Below are 20,500 nucleotides of genomic sequence, written 5' to 3'. Positions count from 1 at the left end.
CCGTCAAGGCTCGATGTCGACCGTCAGGGCTGCGGGGTCGGCGGGGCGGGAGCGGGTGCCGGATTCTTCTTGCGGTCGATGTACTCGTCGCCCATGGCCGAGAAGAAGTCGTGGGGCTGGGCCTTGTAGGAGGGGGTCTGGTTGTTGTCGAGCTTCAGCTCTGCCAGCAGCTTGTCGCGGACCCCGTCCATCGTCGGGAAGAGTTCGGAGTAGGCGGACCGCTGCGGGGGCGTGTTGGCGGGGCCGAAGCGCAGGTTGAAGGTGTGCATGAAGCCGAGCAGGTTGCCGACGTTGGTCTTCTCGATGTTCTTCAGTTCGTTGAGGACGTGTTCGACCTCGGGCTTCTCCAGCAGTCGGACCATGGCGACGAGCGTCTTCGCGAAGTTCTGGGCGTCGATGTCCTCGCGCTTGTTCTCGAGCGGCATCTCCGCGAGCTTGCTTTTGATACGCTGGGCCACGCCGCGGAGCTGTTCAAGGGTCTCGTTCGAGATCTCTCCCGCCTCGTTCTCCTTGCGGGCCTGCGTGACGAGTTTTTCGAAGTCCTTCTGCTCGGGCGCGAGGCGGGGATCGCGGAGCCGGGCGGGCCACACGGAGGCGTCGCGAAGCTTCGCCAGGCTGATCGTGATCGCCTCGGAGGCGTTGACGAACGGGATCTGACGGATGAGCTGGGCGTCGACGGGGGCGTCGACGGTCCTCAGGGCCGAGGGCGGGATCCGCGGGTCGGAAAGCTGATCGAGGATGGCATTCAGCGCATCGCCCTGCTGGATGTCGCGGGCGCTCGGATTGGTGTGGATCCGATCCATCTGGGCGTTGAAGGCGTCTTTGTCGCGGGCGATGCTCGCGTCGCGACGGCCGTAGTACTGCCGGGTGGCTTCCTTTTGCGACTCGTAGACGTACTGATTCCAGCGCATCACCGTGTCGGTGTTGATCGAGTTCGCAACGGCGGTCTTCTCGTTGTAGACGCCCGCGCCCATGTTGAACATGCCGAGGCCCTGGGCCACGCTGCCGCCCACGGTCGAGCCGGCACCGCCCCACCCGCCCCAGCCGTAGCCCCCGTAGCCTCCGGGGTACATGCCGTAGCCCCACTGGGCCCGGGCGTCCGCGGGCGAGAACGACAGGGCGAGCGCCAGTCCCAGGGCGGGGATCGTTCGTTTCATCATGCTTTTGCCTCTCGAGGTGATGTCAGCGGCGGCGAAGCGAGGTCGATCGACGCTTAGCAGGAGTCCGGCACGGCCCCATACGCAACAACGCGGGGGATCGCCGTTGGTCCCACTCCGGGACCGCGACGGGCGGTCGTCCAGGCGGGGCAATCCTTCATGCTAGACCGTTTTTCGAACTATAACACCGCCAAATCGGAAATCCACACGATGCACCCCCTCGCACATCGAACCGAGTGCCGGCGGGACCTTCCAGTTCCCGAGGTTGCGTCGCAGCCGGCCGCTCGGACGCGGGAAATCGCGTTCAGACGTCGTCCAGAGGCACAAGGTCGATCTCGGGCGACTTCTCGGCGTCGGCGTCGGCGTCGGCGTCCGGGGTCGTCTGCCTGGAGGGCGAAGGAGCGGCGGGGGCACCGCCCGGGGGGGCTTCCTCCTCGACGAGGAAGATGAGCGGGCCGATGGCGACCTCGTCGCCGCGAAACAGCTGCGACTCGATGACGTCCCGGCCGTTCACCCGAACTCCGTTGCGACTGCCCAGGTCCCGGATCAAGAGGCGGTCGTAGGCCAGGGCGAGGCAGCAATGCCGACGAGAGACCTTCGGCTGATCGAGACGGAGGTCGCACTCCGGATGGCGTCCGACGAGATAGATCGGCCGCTGCAGGACCACGGTCGGGCCGTTGCCTTTCACCAGGGGGCGCAGCTTGAGCGTCATTCCGAAGACTTCTCGGCATGGGAACTTGACATCCCGACCGGGGTCGAGTCGTCGGACTCGTCGTCCATCCTCACGATGACCTGGATTCGACATCGTTCGGCCACGGAAGAGGGCAGCATCTTCCGGACCGCGGCAGCCAACGCGTTCTCCTCTGCCGGGAAGGGGGGGCAGGGCTCGACCGAGGAAGTGCCGTCGGGGGAGGCGGCGAGATCGAGCGCCTCGGCGGAAGAGGATTCTGCGAGCGTCCGATCATGGCCGAGGCCGTCGTCGAGGCGATAGCGGATGTGAGCGATCGAAAGCTCGTCGCCGGCCTTGAGCCGGCCCATCTCGACGCGTTGGCCGTTGATCCGGATACCGTTGGTACTGCCCAGATCCCGGACCAAGACGTCCCCACTGTCGTGCGTCATGCAGCAGTGGTGGCGGGAGACCCTCAAGGAATCCAGTCGCGCGTCGCACGCAGGATGTCTCCCCACGACGACCATGGCGCGATCCAGGCTGATATCTGGACCTTCGTCGAGGGCCACGAGACGGGCGATCATGGGGCTTGATCCTCGGACGACGCCATGGCGAAGGATCATGAAGTTCCTCCCCAGGACAGGGCATGAATCCACTATAAACGAAGGAAGTCGCGCCGATCCACCAGAAAAACCCCCGACCCAAGCGTGTCGACATTCATCATCACCCAGCCGGCCCTTTCGCTATGGGCGAGACAGGGATTTCTTCGTATCTCCTAGGAAACCGTGATCGCCAGCTGAAGACGACAAGAAAACTTTCGGTTTTTTGCAATCTGACGTCAAGGCGTCAGGTTGTGATTAGAAACGCGCCTAATCGATCGGAATCTTGTCGAATTCGAGCCTGCAAACCATCAGTCCTCTCCAGATTCCCACCTAGGTTATCGATCGGTTTTTTGGATGATTTCCTTCGAGGAGATCGGACGACTTCGGTTGGGGTTCGTCGCGAGCGGAAGGGTGAGTGCGGACGGGGGGATTTCGCTCCTCGAAAGAACGCCGAAATCGCGGCTGAGCTTCCGTCGGTTTCCGATCGAGTCGACGTCGGCACTCCAACCGTCAGGATCCTGGGATTGCTTGCTGGAGCTTCAGAGCTCCGAGTTCGTCGTCGCGGCGGAGCCAATCCACGGCGTCGGCCAGGGACTCTCGAATCGGTCGGGGAGTGAGATCGATCTGCATCAGGGTTCTCGATGCGTCGAAATGCATGATTCGACGCGTCAGCCGAAGCCCGGTGACGCTCGCTCTCGGCGCCACGCCGGAGACCTGGTTGGCCCACAGCTCGCTGAGATACGCAAACGCCAGGCCGACTCCATAAGGAACTCGCCAGCGTGGCATCGCGACGCCCGTCAATTCGGACAGGATGCGCAGCAGATCGACGAGCGCGAGGTTGGTCCCTCCCAGGAGGTGTCGACGACCGGGCTGGCCGACTTCCAGGACGCGAGCGATGCCGACGGCCACGTCCCGGACGTCGATCAGGTTCAGGGTGCAATCCATGACCGCCGGCAGGGACCCGCCGCAGAAGTCGCGGATCAGGCGGGTGGGGGGCGAGCACCCCCGGTCGCCGGGGCCGACGGGCATGGTCGGGTTCGCGACGACGACGGGCTTCCCGGCGCGAGCGAGGCCCATCGCGTAGTTCTCGGCCCGCAGCTTGGAGAGGCAGTAGGGGCCGACGGCGTCGCTCTCCTCGATCCGGACGTCTTCGTCGATGGGGCCGGAAGCCCGAGCCTTCGTCAGGATGCTCTCGGTGCTGGTATGCAGGACTCGCTCCGCGCCGGCCTGAAGGGCGGCCTCCAGGACGTTCACGGTTCCCTGGTGATTCACGGCCTCGAACTCCCGGCGGTCTCGGACCCAGAGGTTCGGATTCGCCGCCAGGTGATAGACGAACCGGCTGCCGCTCAGGGCCTGATCGAGCCCCTCGCGGCGTCGGATGTCGGCGAAGATCACCTCGACGCCGGGCGGCAGATGGGCCACGTCGGCCCCCGGCCGCTCGACCACTCGGACCCGGCGTCCGAGAGACGTGAGATGGTCGACGAGGTGGCTGCCGATGAATCCCGCGCCGCCCGTCACGGTGGATAGCCCGCTCATGCGACTCCTTCTATCCTTCGCTTCAGGCGCCTAGTAGCATGGGCTCGTCGAAGCGGACGCATCATTTCAAACCCTGGGAGAAAACGCGATGACCCGATTCGGAAATCGCATTCTCGACCCACGCGTCGTCGCGTGGGCGGCCTGCATCCCGATGCTTTTGAGCACGGCTGCCTCGCCGGCCCGGTGCGAGATTCTAGCAGGCGCGGCCGTCCGGGTCATCACCCCCGATCCGCTCCTCCCCGTCTCCGGCGGCATGGGGCCGACGAAGCCCGCCCGGGAGAAACGAGGCGATCTCACGGCGCGGGCGTTGGTCCTCCGCAAGGGGGAAGTCACGGTCGGCGTCGTGGCCCTCGATCTGCTCGGCTTCCCCTCCGTCCTGGGCGATCGGGTGCGAGCCAAGGTCCCCCGGATCCCGGGATCGAACGTCCTGATCGGCTCGACTCACACGCACAGCGCCCCGGACTGCTACGCGCTGCCCGACGGCAAGGGGGGGCACGCCGGGGACCTGGCGTATATCGACTCCGTGTGCGACCGGGCCGCCGAGGCCTTGAACCAGGCGCTCGATCGCCTCGAACCGGCCCGACTCCAGGTCGCAACCGGCGAGGCCCGAGGGAAGATCGCCTACAACTACTACGCACCGGACCTCTACGACCGCCGGATGAGCGTGATCCGCGCGAGCACGCCGGACGGCCGATCGATCGCCACCCTGGTGAATTACGCGATCCATCCCGAGGTGCTCGGCAACGACATCGGCATCCTGAGCCCGGACCTCGTCGGGCCGCTCTGCGAGACGATCGAGGCCGAGACCGGGGGCGTCGCCCTCTTCATGAACGGCGCCCAGGGGGGGATGGTGACCGCGGACAACCGCCTCCTGGATCAGCCGAGCGACCTCGCCCGGGGCTACTGGAAAGACGCGCGGAGCTGGGAGGAGTGTCTGCGGATCGGCCGCCTGATGGCCTCTGAGGCGATCCGGATCGTCGCCGAGGCGACTCCGCAGGACGACCCGAAACTAGCCTGCCACTCCAGCATCGTCCAGTTCCCCGTCACGTCCGACCTGATGTGGGGGGCCGTCCTGGGCTCGCCGCTGAACTATCCCCACGGGGACCGGTCCATCTCGACCCGGCTCAATCTCGTCGAACTGGGAGACGCCCGGATCCTCACCGTACCCGGAGAGGCCTTGCCGAACGTCGGCTTCTACCTCAAGCGGAAGATGGGCGGCGCGCAGAACATGCTGTTCGGACTGACCAACGACGCCTTCGGCTACATCCTGTCGCGAGTGGATTTCCACAGCTTCCCGAGATATGAGTACATTTCGCGGACGTCGCTGGGCGAGGAGACGGGCGAGATCCTCATCGAGCAGGCGCTCAAGCTCGTGGAGCAGGCGGGCGCGCCCTGAGGTCGGGGTCAGAGCACCTCGTAGAGGTCCTGTTCCATGCCGACGGCCTTCGGCCTGCCGAGGACGCCGGCGGCGACCCACTCGTTGAATCGCGCCGCCGTCACGAAGTCGGTGAATCCGTAGCCGGCCGGGTCGCGGTGGCGCCGGATCTCCTTCCAGTCGACGTAGACGTGCGTGACCTTGCGCTCGCGAAGCGCCTCGCGGAACTCGACGGGGGACTTGCCGGCCGCGATCGTCTCGATCAATTCGGGGTTGAAGACGGTGTTGTAGAGGACCGGGTGCCGGAGGTGATAGACCGCCGCCTGGCCCACCAGGAGGATCCTCGCGTCCTCGGGCAAATTGGCGTCGATCGCCGCGAGGGGGCCGTTCAGGCGCCGAGGGATGTCGGCGCGCAAGAAGTCCAGGTCGCCCGTCCACTCGTTCAGCCCGGCGAGGGCGGTGGAGGTGTAGGCGAGGTTCGTGGCGACGGCCAACGCCAGCACTCCCGCCCTCACGAATCGCCAGGCGAGCGATTTCGTCCAGTCGGCCCCAAGGCCGGCCAGGATGGCGGCGGTGGGGAGCATCGGCAGCCAGAAACGATCGAGCCGGTGCGTCAGGAACCACCACGTAAGGAACATCCAGGCCAGGTAGAGCGACAACCAGCCCGCGACTCGACGTGACCTGGGGTTCAGGAAGGCCAGGGGGACGAAGGCCGCATACAACGGCGACTGCCAGTCCGAACGGCCGACGATCTCGCTCACCGAATACCGGAAGAGCGGCATGGTGATCGGCCGAGGGCCGTGCGCCCGATTCCACTGGAGTTCGCGGGCGTCGGTCCAATCGCGGCCGCCGAAGATCCGGGAAGCGAGCGGATAGACGGGGTTTCCCGTGTCCACGACGTTCTTGAACATCCAGGGGCCCATCACCACGGCCCAGCCCAGGATGAACGCGAGGACCGCCCGAGGAGAGCGGTCGCGCCAGGCGGCGACCAGGCCGAGTATCCCGAACGGGATCGCCGAGGGCAGGATCGCCGTGTACTTGCAGGCCATAGCCCCGCCCGCGAGGAAGCCGAGCATGGCCCAGTGACGACCCGTGGAAGGCCTGGGATCCTGACGGCCCCGCACGAAGGCCCACAACAAGGCGGCCTGGAAGCAGCACAGGGGGCCTTCGACGTAGGCGATGACTCCGAGGCGATAGATCCAGGGGGTCGTCAGGTAGACGATCGCCGCCAGGCATCCCGCTCGCCAGGTCCCCAGCCGACTCGCGGTCGAGGCGATCAGCACCGCCGCGCACGGGGCGTAGAGGGCGACAAGGAACTGGCCGACGAGCCCGCCCCACCACCAGTCGCCCGAGACCGCCATCCCGAGGAGGTGGAGCATCTCCACGCCGAACGGCATGTTCGTGTAGACGTTGTGAGGCAGGAAGGCGATTCGGCCGTTCTGGTAGTACTCCTTGGGGCCCTGGAGGTGATACTCCAGAACGTCGAAATCGATCGCCGGAAGCATCGAGCCCAGGAGCATCATGACGACGAACGGCGAGACGACCGCACCGGCGATCGCCGCGCTCGAATCGAGGCGTGGGAGATCCCATCGCCAGAACCTTGAGGCGTAAGCGCCCGCCAAGGCCGCCCCCGCCAGCGCCAGTCGGACCAGCCAGACGTTCGGGATGAACAACCGGCCGACGACCAACGTCGCGAGGCCCAGCACGACTGTCCCGAGCGCGTAGTCGATCGCCAGCCGCGTCGCGACGCCGCAGGCCGCCTCCATCCGGGCTTTCCGAAGGAGCCAGTCGCCGATCCCCATCGCGGCCAGCGCGATCAGCGCCGCGGCCGCCACGATCGGCGCGCGTTGCGGGAGATTGCCGAGGTGGCTCAGCTCCTCGACGGCCTTCCCCACCAGGGAATCCTGGAGGGTGACGCCCGGCACGATCCCGGGGACCGAGTCCAGCAGCAAGATCCCGCGCGTGATCGCCCCTCTCGGCGAGGGGGCGTTGGGGAGCGGCTCCGAGAGGAACCAGCCCAGCCAGGCCAGCTCGATCAGGGCGAGGATCACCAGCGGCCAGCCGCTGCGTCCCAGGAGGCCGAGCCGCGGGGCGGGGGGGCTGGCCGACGTGGTGGAGCCTCCGGGGGCTCTTTCACGGTTGTTCATGTCAGAGGGTCGGCCCGATGGTCCAGGGGGCGAATTCATCCTCGCCCATCCCGACCCGCTCGCTGCGCGTGGGCTCGCCGCTCGCGACGTCCAGGATCAGGTCGAACAGCCGGCGCCCCACTCCCTCGACCGATTCGCCGCCGAGGATCGTCCCCGCGTCCAGGTCCATATCGTCCTTCATCCTCTCGTACATCGGCGTGTTCGTCGCCACCTTGATGCAGGGGGTCGGCTTCAGTCCCAGCACGCTCCCGCGTCCCGTCGTGAAGACCAGGACGTTCGCCCCCCCGGCCACGAGGCCCGTCGTGCAGACCGGATCGTACCCGGGCGTATCCATGAAGAAGAGGCCCGGCCCGCCGACGGGTTCGGCGTATCCGAGCACGTCGACCAGGGGGCTGGAGCCCGCCTTCGCGAGCGCCCCCAGCGACTTCTCATAGATCGTCGAGAGCCCCCCCGCCTTGTTCCCCGGCGAGGGATTGTTGTTGATCTGCGCCCCGAAGACGCCGGTATACCACTCCCACCATTTGATCCGATCGACGAGCCTCCGGCCGACCGCCTCTGAGACGGCGCGACGGGTCAGCAGGTGCTCGGCGCCGTAGATCTCGGTCGTCTCGCCGAGCACGGCCGACCCTCCCTGGGCGATCACGAGGTCCGACGCCACCCCGAGCGCGGGATTGGCCGTCACCCCGGAATTGCCGTCGGATCCGCCGCATTCGAGCGCCAGGCAGAGCTTCGACGCCGGCTGCTCGGTCCTTCGCCAGCCCGCCGCCGCCGGCAGGAGCCCCTCGACGGCCGCGACAGCCGCCTCGACCGTCCGCGAGACCCCCCCCTCCTCTTGGATGGTGAAGACCCGAGGCGGTGCGCTCGAAGACCCTGGTTTCTTCCCGGGCGCGGGGCCGAGCCGCAGGTGCTGGGTCTCGATCAGGTGCTGGGCGTAGGCACCCTCGCATCCCAGGCCCACGAGGACGTAGGCCGCGACGTTCGGATGGTTCACGAAGCCCGCCAGCACGCGTTCGAGGATCTGGTGGTCGCTTCCTTCGAAAGGCAGCCCGCAGCCCCCCTTGTGGGTGATCGCAAAGACGCCGTCGACGTTCGGATGCGTCCGCCGGAAGTCCCGCCCTCGGAATCGCTCGGAAATGTACCGCGAGGTGCTCGCTGAGCAATTCACGGTGCTGACGACGGCGATGTAGTTCCGAGTGCCCACGCGACCGTCGGGCCTCAGGAAACCCCGGAAGGTTCGGGGAGCGTCCGCGTTTCGACCTGGCGCCGACTCCGAGGCGAACGCGTAATCGCGCTCAAACAGGTCGGCGCGGAGGTTGTGGACGTGGACGTGATCCCCGACCCGGATCGGCTTCGAGGCGAATCCGATCACCTGGCCGTACTTCCGCACCGGCGAACCCTCGACGACGTCGCGGACGGCGATCTTGTGGCCAAGGGCTATCGGCGCCCTGGCCTCGATCGTCGAGCCCCGAACTTCGACTCGCCCCGCCGCCGGGATCGGCGCGGGGGCCACCGCCACGTCATCGTCGTCTCTGAGCAAGATGGCCCTGATCGGTCCCGATCCCGTAGCGGTCGCCATCTGCTGTCCCTCGCGGCAGGAAGTCGTCGGCCCTCCAAGGAAGGCCGGGTCGCGGGCGGAGGGCGGACCGAATCGGCTCCGGCTGGCCCCCCGAATTCCGCTTCAGTCGGACGCCGGGACCAACTCGTGGATCCGGCCGTCGAAGGCCAGGATCAGCAGTTCGCCTTCCGGCGTCTCGTCGAACGACGTGATGTTCAGCTTGGTCCGCGGAGTGACGTCGACGATCTCGCCGTTCGCCGTGACCTTGCCGTTTTCGTACTTCAGGCCCCAGATGCGGCCCGAGTCGTAGTCGCCGTAGACGTAGCAGCCCTTCAGTTCCGGGATGGCCTCGCCGCGGTAGACGTACCCGCCGGTGATGCTCAGGCCGGAGTCGGGGCGATCCGCCGTCGGGGTGTGGGGATACTCGGCCAGAGGAGGCTGGATCTTCGAAGCGGGGTCCGCCTTCTGCCGTCGCTGAGGTTCGAAGGCGTGGAAGGCCTCGCGGATGCTCCACCCGTAGTTGCCACCCGAGTCGATCTTGTGGACCATCTCGTAGAGGTTCTGGCCGACGTCGCCGGCCCAGAGGTCGCCGGTCTGGCGGTCGAAGCTGAACTTCCAGACGTTTCGCAGCCCGATCGCGAAGACCTCCGGCGCCCAGTAGGCGTGGGACTTCGACTTCACCGCCGGGTTGTCGGCCGGGATGCCGTAGGCCTTCCCCGGCGCGGGATGGTCGACGTCGATCCGCAGGATCGAGCCGAACCAGTCCTTGGGATTCTGGCCGGTCGAGAGCGGATCGCCGCCGGCGCCGCCGTCGCCGAGCGTGATATAGAGGAACCCGTCGGGCCCGAACAGGATCGTCCCGCCATTGTGGTTCTCCCACTTGTCGACGTCGGAGACCCAGATCCGCTTCTCGCTCGCCGGGTCGGCCTTCTGAGGGTCGTCGGACGAGACGTTGAATCGCGAGACCACCGACCGCCGTTCCGGCCCGTCGTTCGCCGAGTAGTAGACGAAGAACTGACCGTTTTCCTTGTACCGGGGATGGAAGGCGAGGCCGAGGAGTCCTTCCTCATTCCCCTTGTTGATCGGATCGGGGAGTTGCAGGAACAGCTTCTTCTCGGACCCGTCGCGGGGGCTCGAAGGGAACGACCAGATCTTCGCCTGATGCTGCTCCGCGACGAAGAAGCGGCTGGGATCCTCGGCGGGGTAGGCCAGGGCGACCGGTCGGTCGAAGCGGAGGTTGGGATAGGCGACTCGCGTCGCCGCCTTCGGCAGCCGGCTCGCCTTGGTCCCTTCGGGAGCCTCGCCGAACGCCGGGATCGTCGAGGTCAGGCCCAGCGCCAGGCAGACGACGGAGGCGGCCCGCAAGCCGCGGGATCGGGACTGAGTCGAAGTCATCGTGGGAAGGGGATGCAAAGGCTTGATCTCCGGTTGTGGCCCGTTTCCAATCGCGACGGCGGTGGAGTCGGCGAGGGCCGCGCCGACAATTCAAGGTGAGGTGGCCGCGGTCGCAAGTCAAGCCGTCGGCACCGCCCTCGCAGGCGGATCTCGGGTCGTCGAATTCCATAGGAATTGCTTGATGGGGAAATTTCGCTCTGTTACTTTGAAGCGAGCAACTTCGATTCCGATACATTTCCTTCGTCGGGAACACGGGCGGGACGACCGAGGTCGATCGTCGCCGTCACGCCTTGCTTCTTGAATCCGTACTTGACGTTACGCCATAGTATCGGGCCCCCGTCGCTCGGTCCTTCGTACGCCGTCTCGGCGACGTCGGCCGCGTGACGCGGGCCGATCGCTCTTCCCGCGCCCGCCTGGTAACCCTCTTGGGAGTTGTGTCGTCATGGCCAAGAGTCGAGATTGGACCGAGATCCTCATCCGACGCGGCGTGATCGGCCCCGATCAACTGAAGGAGGCGGAGCGCTCCGGAGGGGACGTCGAGGACGCGCTCGTCAAGCTCGGGTACGCCGACGCCACCGACGTGACCAAGGCCAAGGCCGAGCAGCACGGCCTCCAGTACGTCGAGCTTCGCGAGGTCGAGATCCCGGCCTCGGTGATCAGCAAGGTCCCCGAGTCCCTCGCCCGTGAGAACATCGTCATGCCGATGGCCGAGGCCAACGGCTCGATCCGCGTCATCATGCACGACCCGATGGGCTTCGAGACGATCGAGAAGCTCCGATTCGTCCTCAACCGGGAGATCGAGGTCGCACTCGCCCCCCGTGAGGCCATCATCGAGGCTATCAACAAGTATTACGGCGGGTCCGCCGGCGAGACCGAGTCGGTCGATACGATGCTCGGCGAGTGGACCGACACGCAGATGGACTTCATGGAGGACGGGGAAGGGGGCAAACGGAGCACGACCAATACCCTGGAAGAAGGGGACGCCCCCGTCATCCGGCTGGTCCACCTCATCATTGAGGAGGCCGTCCGCAGCCGTGCGTCGGACATCCACATCGAGCCGTTCGCCGAGCGGGTCCGGATCCGCTACCGGGTCGACGGCGTGCTCATGGAACGCGACTCGGCCCCTCGCCGACTGCTCGGCGCGATGGTCAGCCGCCTCAAGATCATGGGGTCGATCGACATCGCCGAGAAGCGTCGACCCCAGGACGGCCGCATCAAGATCAACGTCGCGGGCAAGGATATCGACCTGCGGGTCAGCATCCTTCCCACCACGCATGGCCAGTCGGTCGTCATGCGGATCCTGGACCGGGACAACATCAAGGTCAGCCTCCAGGACCTGGGGTTCTCGGACGACGACTTCGGCAAGTTCAAGCAGCTCATCCGCAGGCCCAACGGCATCCTCTTGGTCACCGGACCTACCGGGTCCGGCAAGACTACGACCCTCTACGCCGCGCTAAATGAACTCAACCGGCCCGACGTCAAGATCATCACGGCCGAGGATCCGGTCGAGTACTACCTGCCCGGTGTGAACCAGTGCGAGGTGAAAGCGAAGATCGGGATGACCTTCGCCCGCATCATCCGGGCGATGCTTCGGCAGAACCCGAACATCCTGCTGGTGGGCGAAATCCGCGATCTGGAGACCGCGGAGACGGCCATTCAAGCGTCGCTGACCGGACACTTGGTTTTCAGTACATTGCATACGAACGATGCGCCCAGTGCCATTACACGCCTGGTCGACGTCGGTATCCAGCCCTTCCTCGTAGCCAGCTCCGTGCTTGCAGTCTTGGCTCAACGCTTGGTGCGGAAGGTCTGTCCCAAGTGCAAGGTCCGATACGAGCCTCCGGCCCATGTTCTGGCGGGTCTCGGGCTGCGTCCCGAGCTGGCCAAGAAAGCGAACTTCGCCAAGGGCAAGGGCTGCTCGAACTGCAACAAGAAGGGCTATCGGGGCCGGCTCGGCATCTACGAATTGATGATCATGAGCAACCAGGTCCGCGAGATGGCCTTCAAGGGCGAGTCGACGATGGCGATCCGTAAAGTGGCACGCAAGCAGGGGATGCGGACGCTGTTCGAGGACGGCGTGATCAAGGCCATCAAGGGCATCACGACCCTGGACGAGGTCCTACGCATCACTCAGCATGACGCGCAGCCCACTCCCCAGCCGGCCGCCGAGAAAAAGTAGTTTACCCGGGCGGGATTCGAGCCGATCAGGTCTCGGAAGGATCGCGCAAGGACCCTTCCCGTGGGCCTCCGGATCGAGCCGAGGCGGCGAGAATGGGAGCATTCCAAGGACTTGCGCGCTTGATCCAGTCGTGCCAGATCGAAATAATGAGACAGGCCGAGAGGTTTAGGGCTCGCTCGCCTAACTTCCGCACGGACCTCAGGAATTCGATGGACGCCTGGTCTTCAGGACAAAGTCAACTCCAGCAAGAAGTCGATCCGACGACCAGTCGACGATCCATCGCAAATCAGGGGAGGCCAGTGGCGGCATGGGCACGATCCTCATCGACAAACTCCTCCAAACGGTCTGCACGCAGCGGGCCAGCGACTTGCACCTGACGGTCGGCAGCCAGCCCATGCTTCGGCTGCACGGGCACATGCGCCCCCTGGCCACGAAGGTTCTCGAGCCGCCCGACACCGTGGCGCTGATGAAGAGCATCACGCCGGAACGCTGCCAGCAGGAGCTTCAAGAGGTCGGCGGCACGGACTTCGGCTTCGCCTTCGGCGAGATGGCCCGGTTCCGCGTGGCCGTCTTCAAACAGCGCGGCAATATCGGGCTGGTGCTCCGTCGAATCCCGAACGAATTCCTCACGTTCCAGCAGCTCGGCCTGCCGGCCGTCATGGAAGAGCTGATCCAGCGGCCTCGCGGCCTGATCCTGGTCACCGGGCCCACGGGCTCGGGCAAGACGACCAGCCTGGCCTCGATGATCAACTGGATCAATCACAACATGGACCGGCACATCATCACGATCGAGGATCCGATCGAGTATTTCCACAAGCACGAGAAGTCGCTTGTGAACCAGCGCGAGATCGGGATCGACGTGCCCGACTTCCCGGAGGCCATCCGCCGGGCCCTTCGTATGGACCCCGACATCATCCTCGTCGGCGAAATGCGCGACCTGGCGACGATCCAGGCCGCCATCACGGCGGCCGAGACCGGCCACATCGTCTTCGGGACCCTGCACACGAATTCCGCGGAAGGGACGGTCAACCGGATCATCGACGTCTTCCCCAAGGAGCAGCAGGACCAGATCCGTACTCAGCTGTCGGTGGCGATCATCGGCGTGCTGGCCCAGGCGCTCATCCCCAGGAAGCCCAAGGGGCTGGTGGCCGCTTATGAGATGCTTGTGGTGACGCCGGCCATCTCGAACCTGATCCGCGAAAACAAGACGTACCGCATCGACTCCTCGATCCAGACGGGCCGCAAGCACGGCATGATCCTGCTCGACGACAGCCTGTTCAACCTCTGGAAGCAGGGCCTCGTCGAGGAGCAGGAGGTCCTCTACAAGTCGCGCAAGGTCAACGAACTCCGCGAGCGGATCGAGAACGCCAAGAAGGGCATCTTCGACGAGGAGGAGGGCGAGGAGGAAGGCGAGGAGTGATCGAGGGCGGCCTCCCAGGTCGCTCCGAACGGCGAACGGCCCGGCTCGGCGTGTCACACGGCGTCCGGGTCCGAGTATCTGAGATGTACACGTTGAAATAGGTTCAAGCACGATTGGACCTCAAGGGTGATCGGGGCTTGCGGCGGATTCGACGCCGGCCTCCGCGGCCGGCCTCCGCCGGACCGCCACGAGAATCCCAGACCATCCGCGACGCGAAGCGAGCGGGCCCGCTCCGGCCCCTCGCGATCTTCTTCTCTTCGACACCAACGACAGACAGGTCCGACGACGAGGCGTGGAAGGGGGCCCCCTGGGGCCTCCCGGGGACGTCCCGCGCGTGAATCGATCGGGGGCGAGGGCATGGCGCGACGGCTCGGCACGATCATGGTCGACATGGGCTACCTCGACGAGGAAGGGCTGATGCGCGCCCTCGAGGAGCAGAAGCGCGGCGCCGGCGAGCTGATCGGCAAGGTGATCGTCCGGCTGGGCCTGGCCAAGGAGGACCACGTCCAGAAGGCGCTGGGCGAGCTGCTCGGGATGAAGGTGATTCGGCTGGGGGAGACGACGATCCCCGCCGAGCTGACCGAGCTGGTCAACGAGGGTATGGCGACCGCCTTCAAGGTCGTGCCGATCTCGCAGAGCAAGAAGGACAAGAGCGTCACGGTGGCCATGGCCGAGCCTCAGAACCCCTCGACCCTGGCCGACCTGGGCCTCTTCCTGGGGGTGCCGGTGAAGGGGGTCGTCTCGACCGAGGCCGAGGTGACCGCCGCGATCGAGCGGATCTACGCCGGCCACCACGAGTCGATCCAGGACGTGGTGAAGCAGATCGAGCAGGACAAGGGCCTGCAGAAGATGGCCGGGCGGAACGAGAACACCATCGACCTGGAGGCCATCGAGGAGATGGCCGACGCCGCGCCGGTGCGCAAGCTCCTGAACATGGTGCTGCTGCTGGCGATCAAGGACAAGGCCTCGGACATCCACTTCGAGCCCTTCGAGGAAGAGTACAAGATGCGGTACCGGGTGGACGGCATCCTGTACGAGCTGGTCCCGCCGCCGCGACACCTGGCGCCGGCGATCTCCAGCCGCATCAAGGTCATGTCCAACCTCGACATCGCCGAGCGTCGGCTCCCCCAGGACGGCAAGATCCAGCTCGCCCTCGGCGGCAACAGCGTGGACATCCGGGTCTCGACCCTGCCCACCATGTTCGGCGAGAGCGTGGTGCTCCGGATCCTCGACCGCTCGGTCGTGCAGCTCGACCTCAAGCGGCTGGGGATGCCGGGCGACACCCTGACGCGCTGGCTGGAGGTCATCGAGAAGCCCAACGGCATCATCCTGGTGACGGGGCCCACCTCCTCGGGCAAGACGACCACCCTCTACGCCACTCTGAACGAGCTGAACAAGATCGAGGACAAGATCATCACGACCGAGGAGCCGGTCGAGTACGAGATCGAGGGCCTGGTCCAGGTCCCGATCAATCCCGAGATCGGCGTGACCTTCGCGGCCTGCCTGCGGTCGATCCTGCGGCAAGACCCGGACAAGATCCTGGTCGGCGAGACGCGCGACCTGGAGACGGCCGAGATCTCGATCCAGGCGTCGCTCACCGGCCACGTCGTCTTCACCACGCTGCACACGAACGACGCCCCCTCGGCCGTCACTCGGCTCCGCGACATGGGGCTGCCGACGTTCCTCATCACCGCCACCGTCGAGGCCGTGCTGGCCCAGCGACTCGTGCGGAGGCTCTGCGTCAACTGCAAGACCGAGTTCATGCCCAGCCCCGAGGTGATCATGGAGCTGGGCCTGACGCCGGAGCAGGCCGCGGGCCAGAAATGGTTCTACGGCAAGGGCTGCGACCGCTGCAACAACACAGGCTACAAGGGCCGGCAGGGGATCTACGAGCTGATCGTCATGAACGACATCCTCCGCGAGATGATCGTGGCCGAGGTCTCGCTCGACGAGTTCCGCGAGGCCTGCCGCAGGTACGGCATGAAGACCCTCCGCGAGGCCGGACTCGAGGCGATCCACGAGGGCCGGACCAGCATCGAAGAGATCATGCGCGAGACGATGACCGAGGTCTGACGCCCCGAACCACCCCACGCGGACACGACGAACCACGCACCAACGCCCGCGGCAGGAGAAAGCCGATGCCGACGTTCCAATATGAAGCGATGGACCACACCGGGCGCGAGGTGAAGGACGCCATCGACGCCGCCACCCAGGAAGAGGCCCAGCAGCTCATCCGCCAGAAGGGCTTCTTCGTCACCAAGATCTCCGAGAAGGCCAAGAAGACCCGCAAGTCGGCGACGGCCAAGAAGGGGGGCCGGCGGAAGAAGAAGTCGTTCACGATCGGCCGGATCTCGACCAAGCAGCTCTGCACCTTCACGCGGCAGCTTTCCACGCTCCAGGACGCCGGCCTGCCGATCCTCCGCAGCCTCAAGATCCTCGAAGGCCAGTGCAAGCCGGGCGTGCTCAAGAACGCGCTGGGCGACGTGGTGGAGGACATCGAGAGCGGCCAGACCCTCTCCGAGGCCTTCGCCAAGCACCCCAAGGCCTTCGACCGGCTCTACTGCAACATGATCAAGGCGGGCGAGGCCGGCGGCGCCCTCGAGGCCATCCTCCAGCGCCTCGCCGACTTCAAGGAGAAGGCCCAGTCGCTGAAGCGGAAGATCAAGGGCGCGATGGTCTACCCGATCGTCGTGATCTTCGTCGCCTGCGTGATCGTGGGCTTCATCCTCTACTTCATCATCCCCAAGTTCGAGGCCATCTTCAACGACTTCGGCGTCCCCCTGCCGAACATGACGAAGGTCCTGATCGAGGCCAGCCACTTCCTGATCAAGTACTTCTACATCGTGTTCTTGACGCCCCTGTTCATCTGGATGTTCATCAAGCTCCTCTACCGCAACAAGACCGGCGCCTACGTCTGCGACCGCGTCCTGCTCATGATCCCGGTCATGGGGACGATCGCCGAGAAGTCGACCGTGGCCCGGACCATGCGGACCCTCGGCACCCTCGTCCAGTCCGGCGTGCCGATCCTGGAGGCGCTCTCGATCGTCCGCGAGACGGCCGGCAACGCCGTGTTCGAGCGGGCGTTCACCCGCATCTACGAGAGCATCCGCGAGGGCGAGACGATCGCCCAGCCGCTCCGCGAGGCGCGGATCGTCGATGACATCGTCGTCAACATGATCGACGTCGGCGAGGAGACGGGCGACCTGGACACCATGCTCAACAAGATCGCCGACAACTACGACGAGGAAGTAGAGGTGGCGGTCGAGTCGCTCGTCAGCCTCCTCGAGCCGATCATGATCGTCGTCCTCGGCGGCATCGTCGGCTTCATCGTCATCGCCCTGTTCCTCCCGCTGATCACCCTGATCACCAAGCTCTCGGGCTGAGGCCGGGCCCCGCGTCGGGCCGGCGGATCCGGCCCGACGCTTGAAACTTTCGCGAAGCGTCATACTTTGATATGAGAACGGACCCGCCGCGACGGCCTTCGCCCTCGCCCCGGCTCCCCGGAGGCCCGGACCGATGACTCGCCCCTCGACCCGCCGACGCACCCCGACCGGCCCCGACCGGCGCGGCTTCACGCTGGTGGAGCTGCTGGTCGTCTTCGTCGTCCTCTCGATCCTGATCGCCCTCCTCCTGCCGGCGATCAACGGGGCGGTCCGGACGGCCAAGAACACCGCCGCCTCGGCCAACATCAAGCAGATCGACCAGGCCCTCGCGTCGTTCAAGTCGGCGAGGGGCGACTACCCCCCCAGCCGCGTGATCCTGTACGAGAATGGCTACTTCCAGACCGGCGACGCCGCCGCCCTTGCCCCGGCGAACGGCTCGGCCGACATGACCCGCGGCCAGCTCGCCCAGCGTTCGCTGATGTACATGCGGAAGCTCTTCCCGAAGGTCAACTTCAGCACCTCGGGCGCCGTGTGGACGGCCACCGACAGCCAGTGGTACGACTTCAACGGCAACGGCGTCCGGGACTTCGCCACCCCCTACATCCTCGAAGGCCACCAGGCCCTGGTCTTCTTCCTCGGCGGCCTCCCCCAGAAGACCGAGACCGGCTTCAGCATGACCGGATTCGCCAAAAACCCCACGAACCCGTTCATCCCCGCCTCGCGCGTCGACGCGGCCCAGCCCGCCTCTTTCGTGAGCGCCAATCGCGAGACGCCGACCTTCGAGTTCTCCGCCGAACGTCTCCAGGCGGTGAACCCGGCCGACCCGCTGGCGTTCCCGGGCTACCTGGACTCGCTCGGGAACTCGCTGGGGAACGACCAGATCAACTTCATCGCCTACTTCAGCTCCTACGGCAACAACGCCTACGACCCCAACGACGTCAACTTCCCGACCGAGGCGGACGGCAACCTGGTCGCGCCGATCCTCTCGCGGTTCAACGTCCGGTTCCCCGTGCGGACCTCGGCGAGCCCGACGACCTCCAACCTGGCGGTCTCGCCGTCGCCGAACCCGTACACGACCTCCACCACGAACGCGGCGACGGTGGGCTACGTCAACCCCCAGACCTATCAGCTCATCTCCTCCGGGGTCGACGGGCAGTTCGGGCCGGGGGGGCAGTACAAGCCGAACGCGACGACCGGCGTGCTGCCTTACGACGCGGCGAACACCGTCAAGTCCGACGGCACGCCGCTCAACGAGGCCAACGTTCGGAGCCGCGAGAAGGACAACCTGACCAACTTCCACGGCGGCCGGCTCGACTGATCGGCGGACCTGGCTTACTGGATCCCCACGCGGGCTCGGGAACGTCCCGGGCCCGTCGCGAAGGCCGGAGATGGATGCGAACATGACGACCCCTCCCCGACAGACGATCCTCGACCCGCGGGGCGCCCCCCCGAGGCGCGGGTTCACGCTCATCGAGCTGATGATCGTCATGACGATCATCGGGATCCTCGTCACGTTCATCCTGATCGCCTCGCGCGACGGCATCCGCCAGGCCGAGGTCCGAGCCACCCAGGCCCTCATCCTGAAGCTGGAGTCGGGCCTCAACGACCGCCTCGACGCCCTCATGCAGCTCCGTCCCGACCCCAACTTCAGCCACGGCTATCTGGGCGGGGTGTACCTCGGCGGGACCGAGGACGACGGCCTCCCGCGGATGACCCCGCCGGCCCTGCTGCTCCCTTCGGAGTACCCCTCCACGAAGGTCCGGACCACCGGCCGAGCCCTGGCGTTCGCCACGGCCGACTACATGAAGAGCGAGATGCCCGACGTGTTCGTGATCCAGGCCGGGCTCTCGGGCACGCCGGCCGCGACGGACTATCCCATCGACTTCGCCTCGCAGCCCTACCCGGGGACCCCGATCACGGCCCAGGGCAACTTCATCCTGCCGCTGGGCCATGCGGTGCAGGGGCCTCGCAACGGTGCGGGCGCGTGGGTGCCCGGCTATGGCGACGGCAATCTGGACAACGGAGTCTTCTACTCATCGAACCCCCAGCTCGGCCTGACCGGCCGGGGGATCTACGGGGCCTCCTACGCGGTGGCGGCGGGCATCTACAAGAATCTCGGCTACCTGCCCGCGGGCTACGACCTGGTCGACAACAACGGCAATGGCTTGATCGACGAGTGGGGGGAGGGCGTGGACTCCTCGAACGAGGCCGACGTCCTTGCCCGACTGAGCCAGCACACGCACGAGACGGCCCGTTCGGAGATGCTCTACGCGTTGCTGGTCGAGGGGCAGGGGCCCCTGGGCTCGATCTTCAACGCGGACGACTTCAGCGACCGCGAGGTCCGCGACACCGACGGTGACGGCCTGCCCGAGTTCGTCGACGCCTGGGGCAAGCCGCTCCAGTTCTTCCGTTGGCCGCTCTTCTACCACTCCGACTCCCAGCGCGGCCAGAACATCGGCCCCGACCTCACCGACTCCACCGCCCCGCTCCGGTTCCTCCGCCCCTACGCCTCGATCTTCGAGTCCCGCGAGCAGGACGCGCTCGACCCGAACCAGAACCTCATGTCCCCCTCGTGGTGGCTGGAATCGCAGAACGCCGCGTATCCGCAGCTCACCGGCCCGGCCCTCACGCCGCCGGGGAGCCCGATCAACTCCAGCCTCGGAGTCCTGAGCTTCGAGCATTACTTCCACAGGCTCACCGAGCCGATGGAGTACTCGACCGCCTCGCCGACCGACGGCGGCAAGTACTGGGATCGCGGCGGCATCCCGGGGCTCGGGTATCGTCGGGCTTTCTCCAGCAAGCCCCTGATCCTCTCGGGGGGGCCGGACCAGCAACTCGGCGTGGCGATGTATCCCAACCCGCTCTCCCTGGGCACCGTCCGCGACGCGGTCGCCGGCCTGATCTCGTTCGAGAACAACGCCGCGCAGTTCCAGCCCAGCGAAGTCTTCACCGGCTCGCCGCCGACGATCCCGGCGACCCTCAACCTGAACCCGACCGGGCCTTCGTTCCAGATCTGGGACGCGGGCCAGGACGACGTGAGCAACCACACCGTCACCGCCAGCGCCGGATCGGGAGGCTGAGATC

14 protein-coding genes are annotated in these 20,500 nt (G+C 66.2%); 7 read left to right on the top strand and 7 right to left on the bottom strand.

The window, feature by feature from the left end:
• Positions 1 to 23 precede the first annotated feature (23 nt).
• From G6O68_RS15155 to G6O68_RS15140, 4 genes are all read right to left on the bottom strand, one after another.
• The gene (locus tag G6O68_RS15155) at positions 24 to 1,160 is read right to left on the bottom strand and encodes a hypothetical protein (protein ID WP_165249197.1); all 1,137 of its coding nucleotides are present in this window, start codon (positions 1,158 to 1,160) and stop codon (positions 24 to 26) included.
• 301 nt (positions 1,161 to 1,461) lie between these two features.
• Positions 1,462 to 1,869: an FHA domain-containing protein gene (locus tag G6O68_RS15150; protein ID WP_165249195.1), complete on the bottom strand. Its 408-nt coding sequence runs from the start codon at positions 1,867 to 1,869 to the stop codon at positions 1,462 to 1,464.
• Entirely contained in the window at positions 1,866 to 2,393 is a 528-nt protein-coding gene (locus G6O68_RS15145) for an FHA domain-containing protein (RefSeq protein ID WP_240911266.1), read from the bottom strand. Before G6O68_RS15145 ends, G6O68_RS15150 begins: the two co-directional genes overlap by 4 nt.
• A gap of 543 nt (positions 2,394 to 2,936) precedes the next feature.
• Positions 2,937 to 3,962 carry an NAD-dependent epimerase/dehydratase family protein gene (locus tag G6O68_RS15140; RefSeq protein ID WP_165249191.1) on the bottom strand — a complete coding sequence of 342 codons (1,026 nt, stop codon included), beginning with the start codon at positions 3,960 to 3,962 and terminating at the stop codon, positions 2,937 to 2,939.
• A gap of 88 nt (positions 3,963 to 4,050) precedes the next feature.
• Between G6O68_RS15140 and G6O68_RS15135 the strand changes: the two genes are divergently transcribed.
• Positions 4,051 to 5,358 (top strand): hypothetical protein, encoded by a 1,308-nt coding sequence (locus G6O68_RS15135; protein ID WP_240911264.1) that lies wholly within the window; start codon positions 4,051 to 4,053, stop codon positions 5,356 to 5,358.
• An 8-nt stretch (positions 5,359 to 5,366) separates the two neighbouring features.
• Here the strand turns inward: G6O68_RS15135 and G6O68_RS15130 are convergent, their stop codons facing one another.
• From G6O68_RS15130 to G6O68_RS15120, 3 genes are all read right to left on the bottom strand, one after another.
• Positions 5,367 to 7,484 (bottom strand): ArnT family glycosyltransferase, encoded by a 2,118-nt coding sequence (locus G6O68_RS15130; RefSeq protein ID WP_165249189.1) that lies wholly within the window; start codon positions 7,482 to 7,484, stop codon positions 5,367 to 5,369.
• 1 nt (position 7,485) lies between these two features.
• Positions 7,486 to 9,060, bottom strand: a complete 1,575-nt coding sequence (locus G6O68_RS15125) for a UxaA family hydrolase (RefSeq protein ID WP_165249187.1) — start codon at positions 9,058 to 9,060, stop codon at positions 7,486 to 7,488.
• 102 nt (positions 9,061 to 9,162) lie between these two features.
• A complete protein-coding gene (locus G6O68_RS15120) occupies positions 9,163 to 10,404 on the bottom strand; it encodes a PQQ-dependent sugar dehydrogenase (RefSeq protein WP_240911257.1) in 1,242 nt (413 codons plus the stop codon).
• Between the two features lie 472 nt (positions 10,405 to 10,876).
• On the opposite strand from G6O68_RS15120, the gene G6O68_RS15115 reads away from it, so the two are divergent.
• The 6 genes from G6O68_RS15115 to G6O68_RS15090 all read left to right on the top strand — a co-directional run bounded on the left by G6O68_RS15115 (position 10,877) and on the right by G6O68_RS15090 (position 20,496).
• On the top strand, positions 10,877 to 12,613 hold the full coding sequence (locus G6O68_RS15115) for a GspE/PulE family protein (RefSeq protein WP_165249185.1): 1,737 nt from the start codon (positions 10,877 to 10,879) through the stop codon (positions 12,611 to 12,613).
• Between the two features lie 307 nt (positions 12,614 to 12,920).
• Positions 12,921 to 14,033 (top strand): type IV pilus twitching motility protein PilT, encoded by a 1,113-nt coding sequence (locus tag G6O68_RS15110; protein ID WP_165249183.1) that lies wholly within the window; start codon positions 12,921 to 12,923, stop codon positions 14,031 to 14,033.
• 357 nt (positions 14,034 to 14,390) lie between these two features.
• Positions 14,391 to 16,106, top strand: a complete 1,716-nt coding sequence (locus G6O68_RS15105; RefSeq protein ID WP_165249181.1) for a GspE/PulE family protein — start codon at positions 14,391 to 14,393, stop codon at positions 16,104 to 16,106.
• Positions 16,107 to 16,171: 65 nt separating this feature from the next.
• The gene (locus tag G6O68_RS15100) at positions 16,172 to 17,416 is read left to right on the top strand and encodes a type II secretion system F family protein (protein WP_165249179.1); all 1,245 of its coding nucleotides are present in this window, start codon (positions 16,172 to 16,174) and stop codon (positions 17,414 to 17,416) included.
• Between the two features lie 133 nt (positions 17,417 to 17,549).
• On the top strand, positions 17,550 to 18,734 hold the full coding sequence (locus G6O68_RS15095; protein WP_165249177.1) for a type II secretion system protein: 1,185 nt from the start codon (positions 17,550 to 17,552) through the stop codon (positions 18,732 to 18,734).
• 82 nt (positions 18,735 to 18,816) lie between these two features.
• A complete protein-coding gene (locus G6O68_RS15090) occupies positions 18,817 to 20,496 on the top strand; it encodes a type II secretion system protein (RefSeq protein WP_165249175.1) in 1,680 nt (559 codons plus the stop codon).
• Positions 20,497 to 20,500 lie beyond the last annotated feature (4 nt).

This window comes from Paludisphaera soli (assembly GCF_011064595.1).
Taxonomy (GTDB): domain Bacteria; phylum Planctomycetota; class Planctomycetia; order Isosphaerales; family Isosphaeraceae; genus Paludisphaera; species Paludisphaera soli.
Note: the sequence above shows the minus strand (reverse complement) of the source record. Positions and strands in the feature narration are given on the sequence as shown.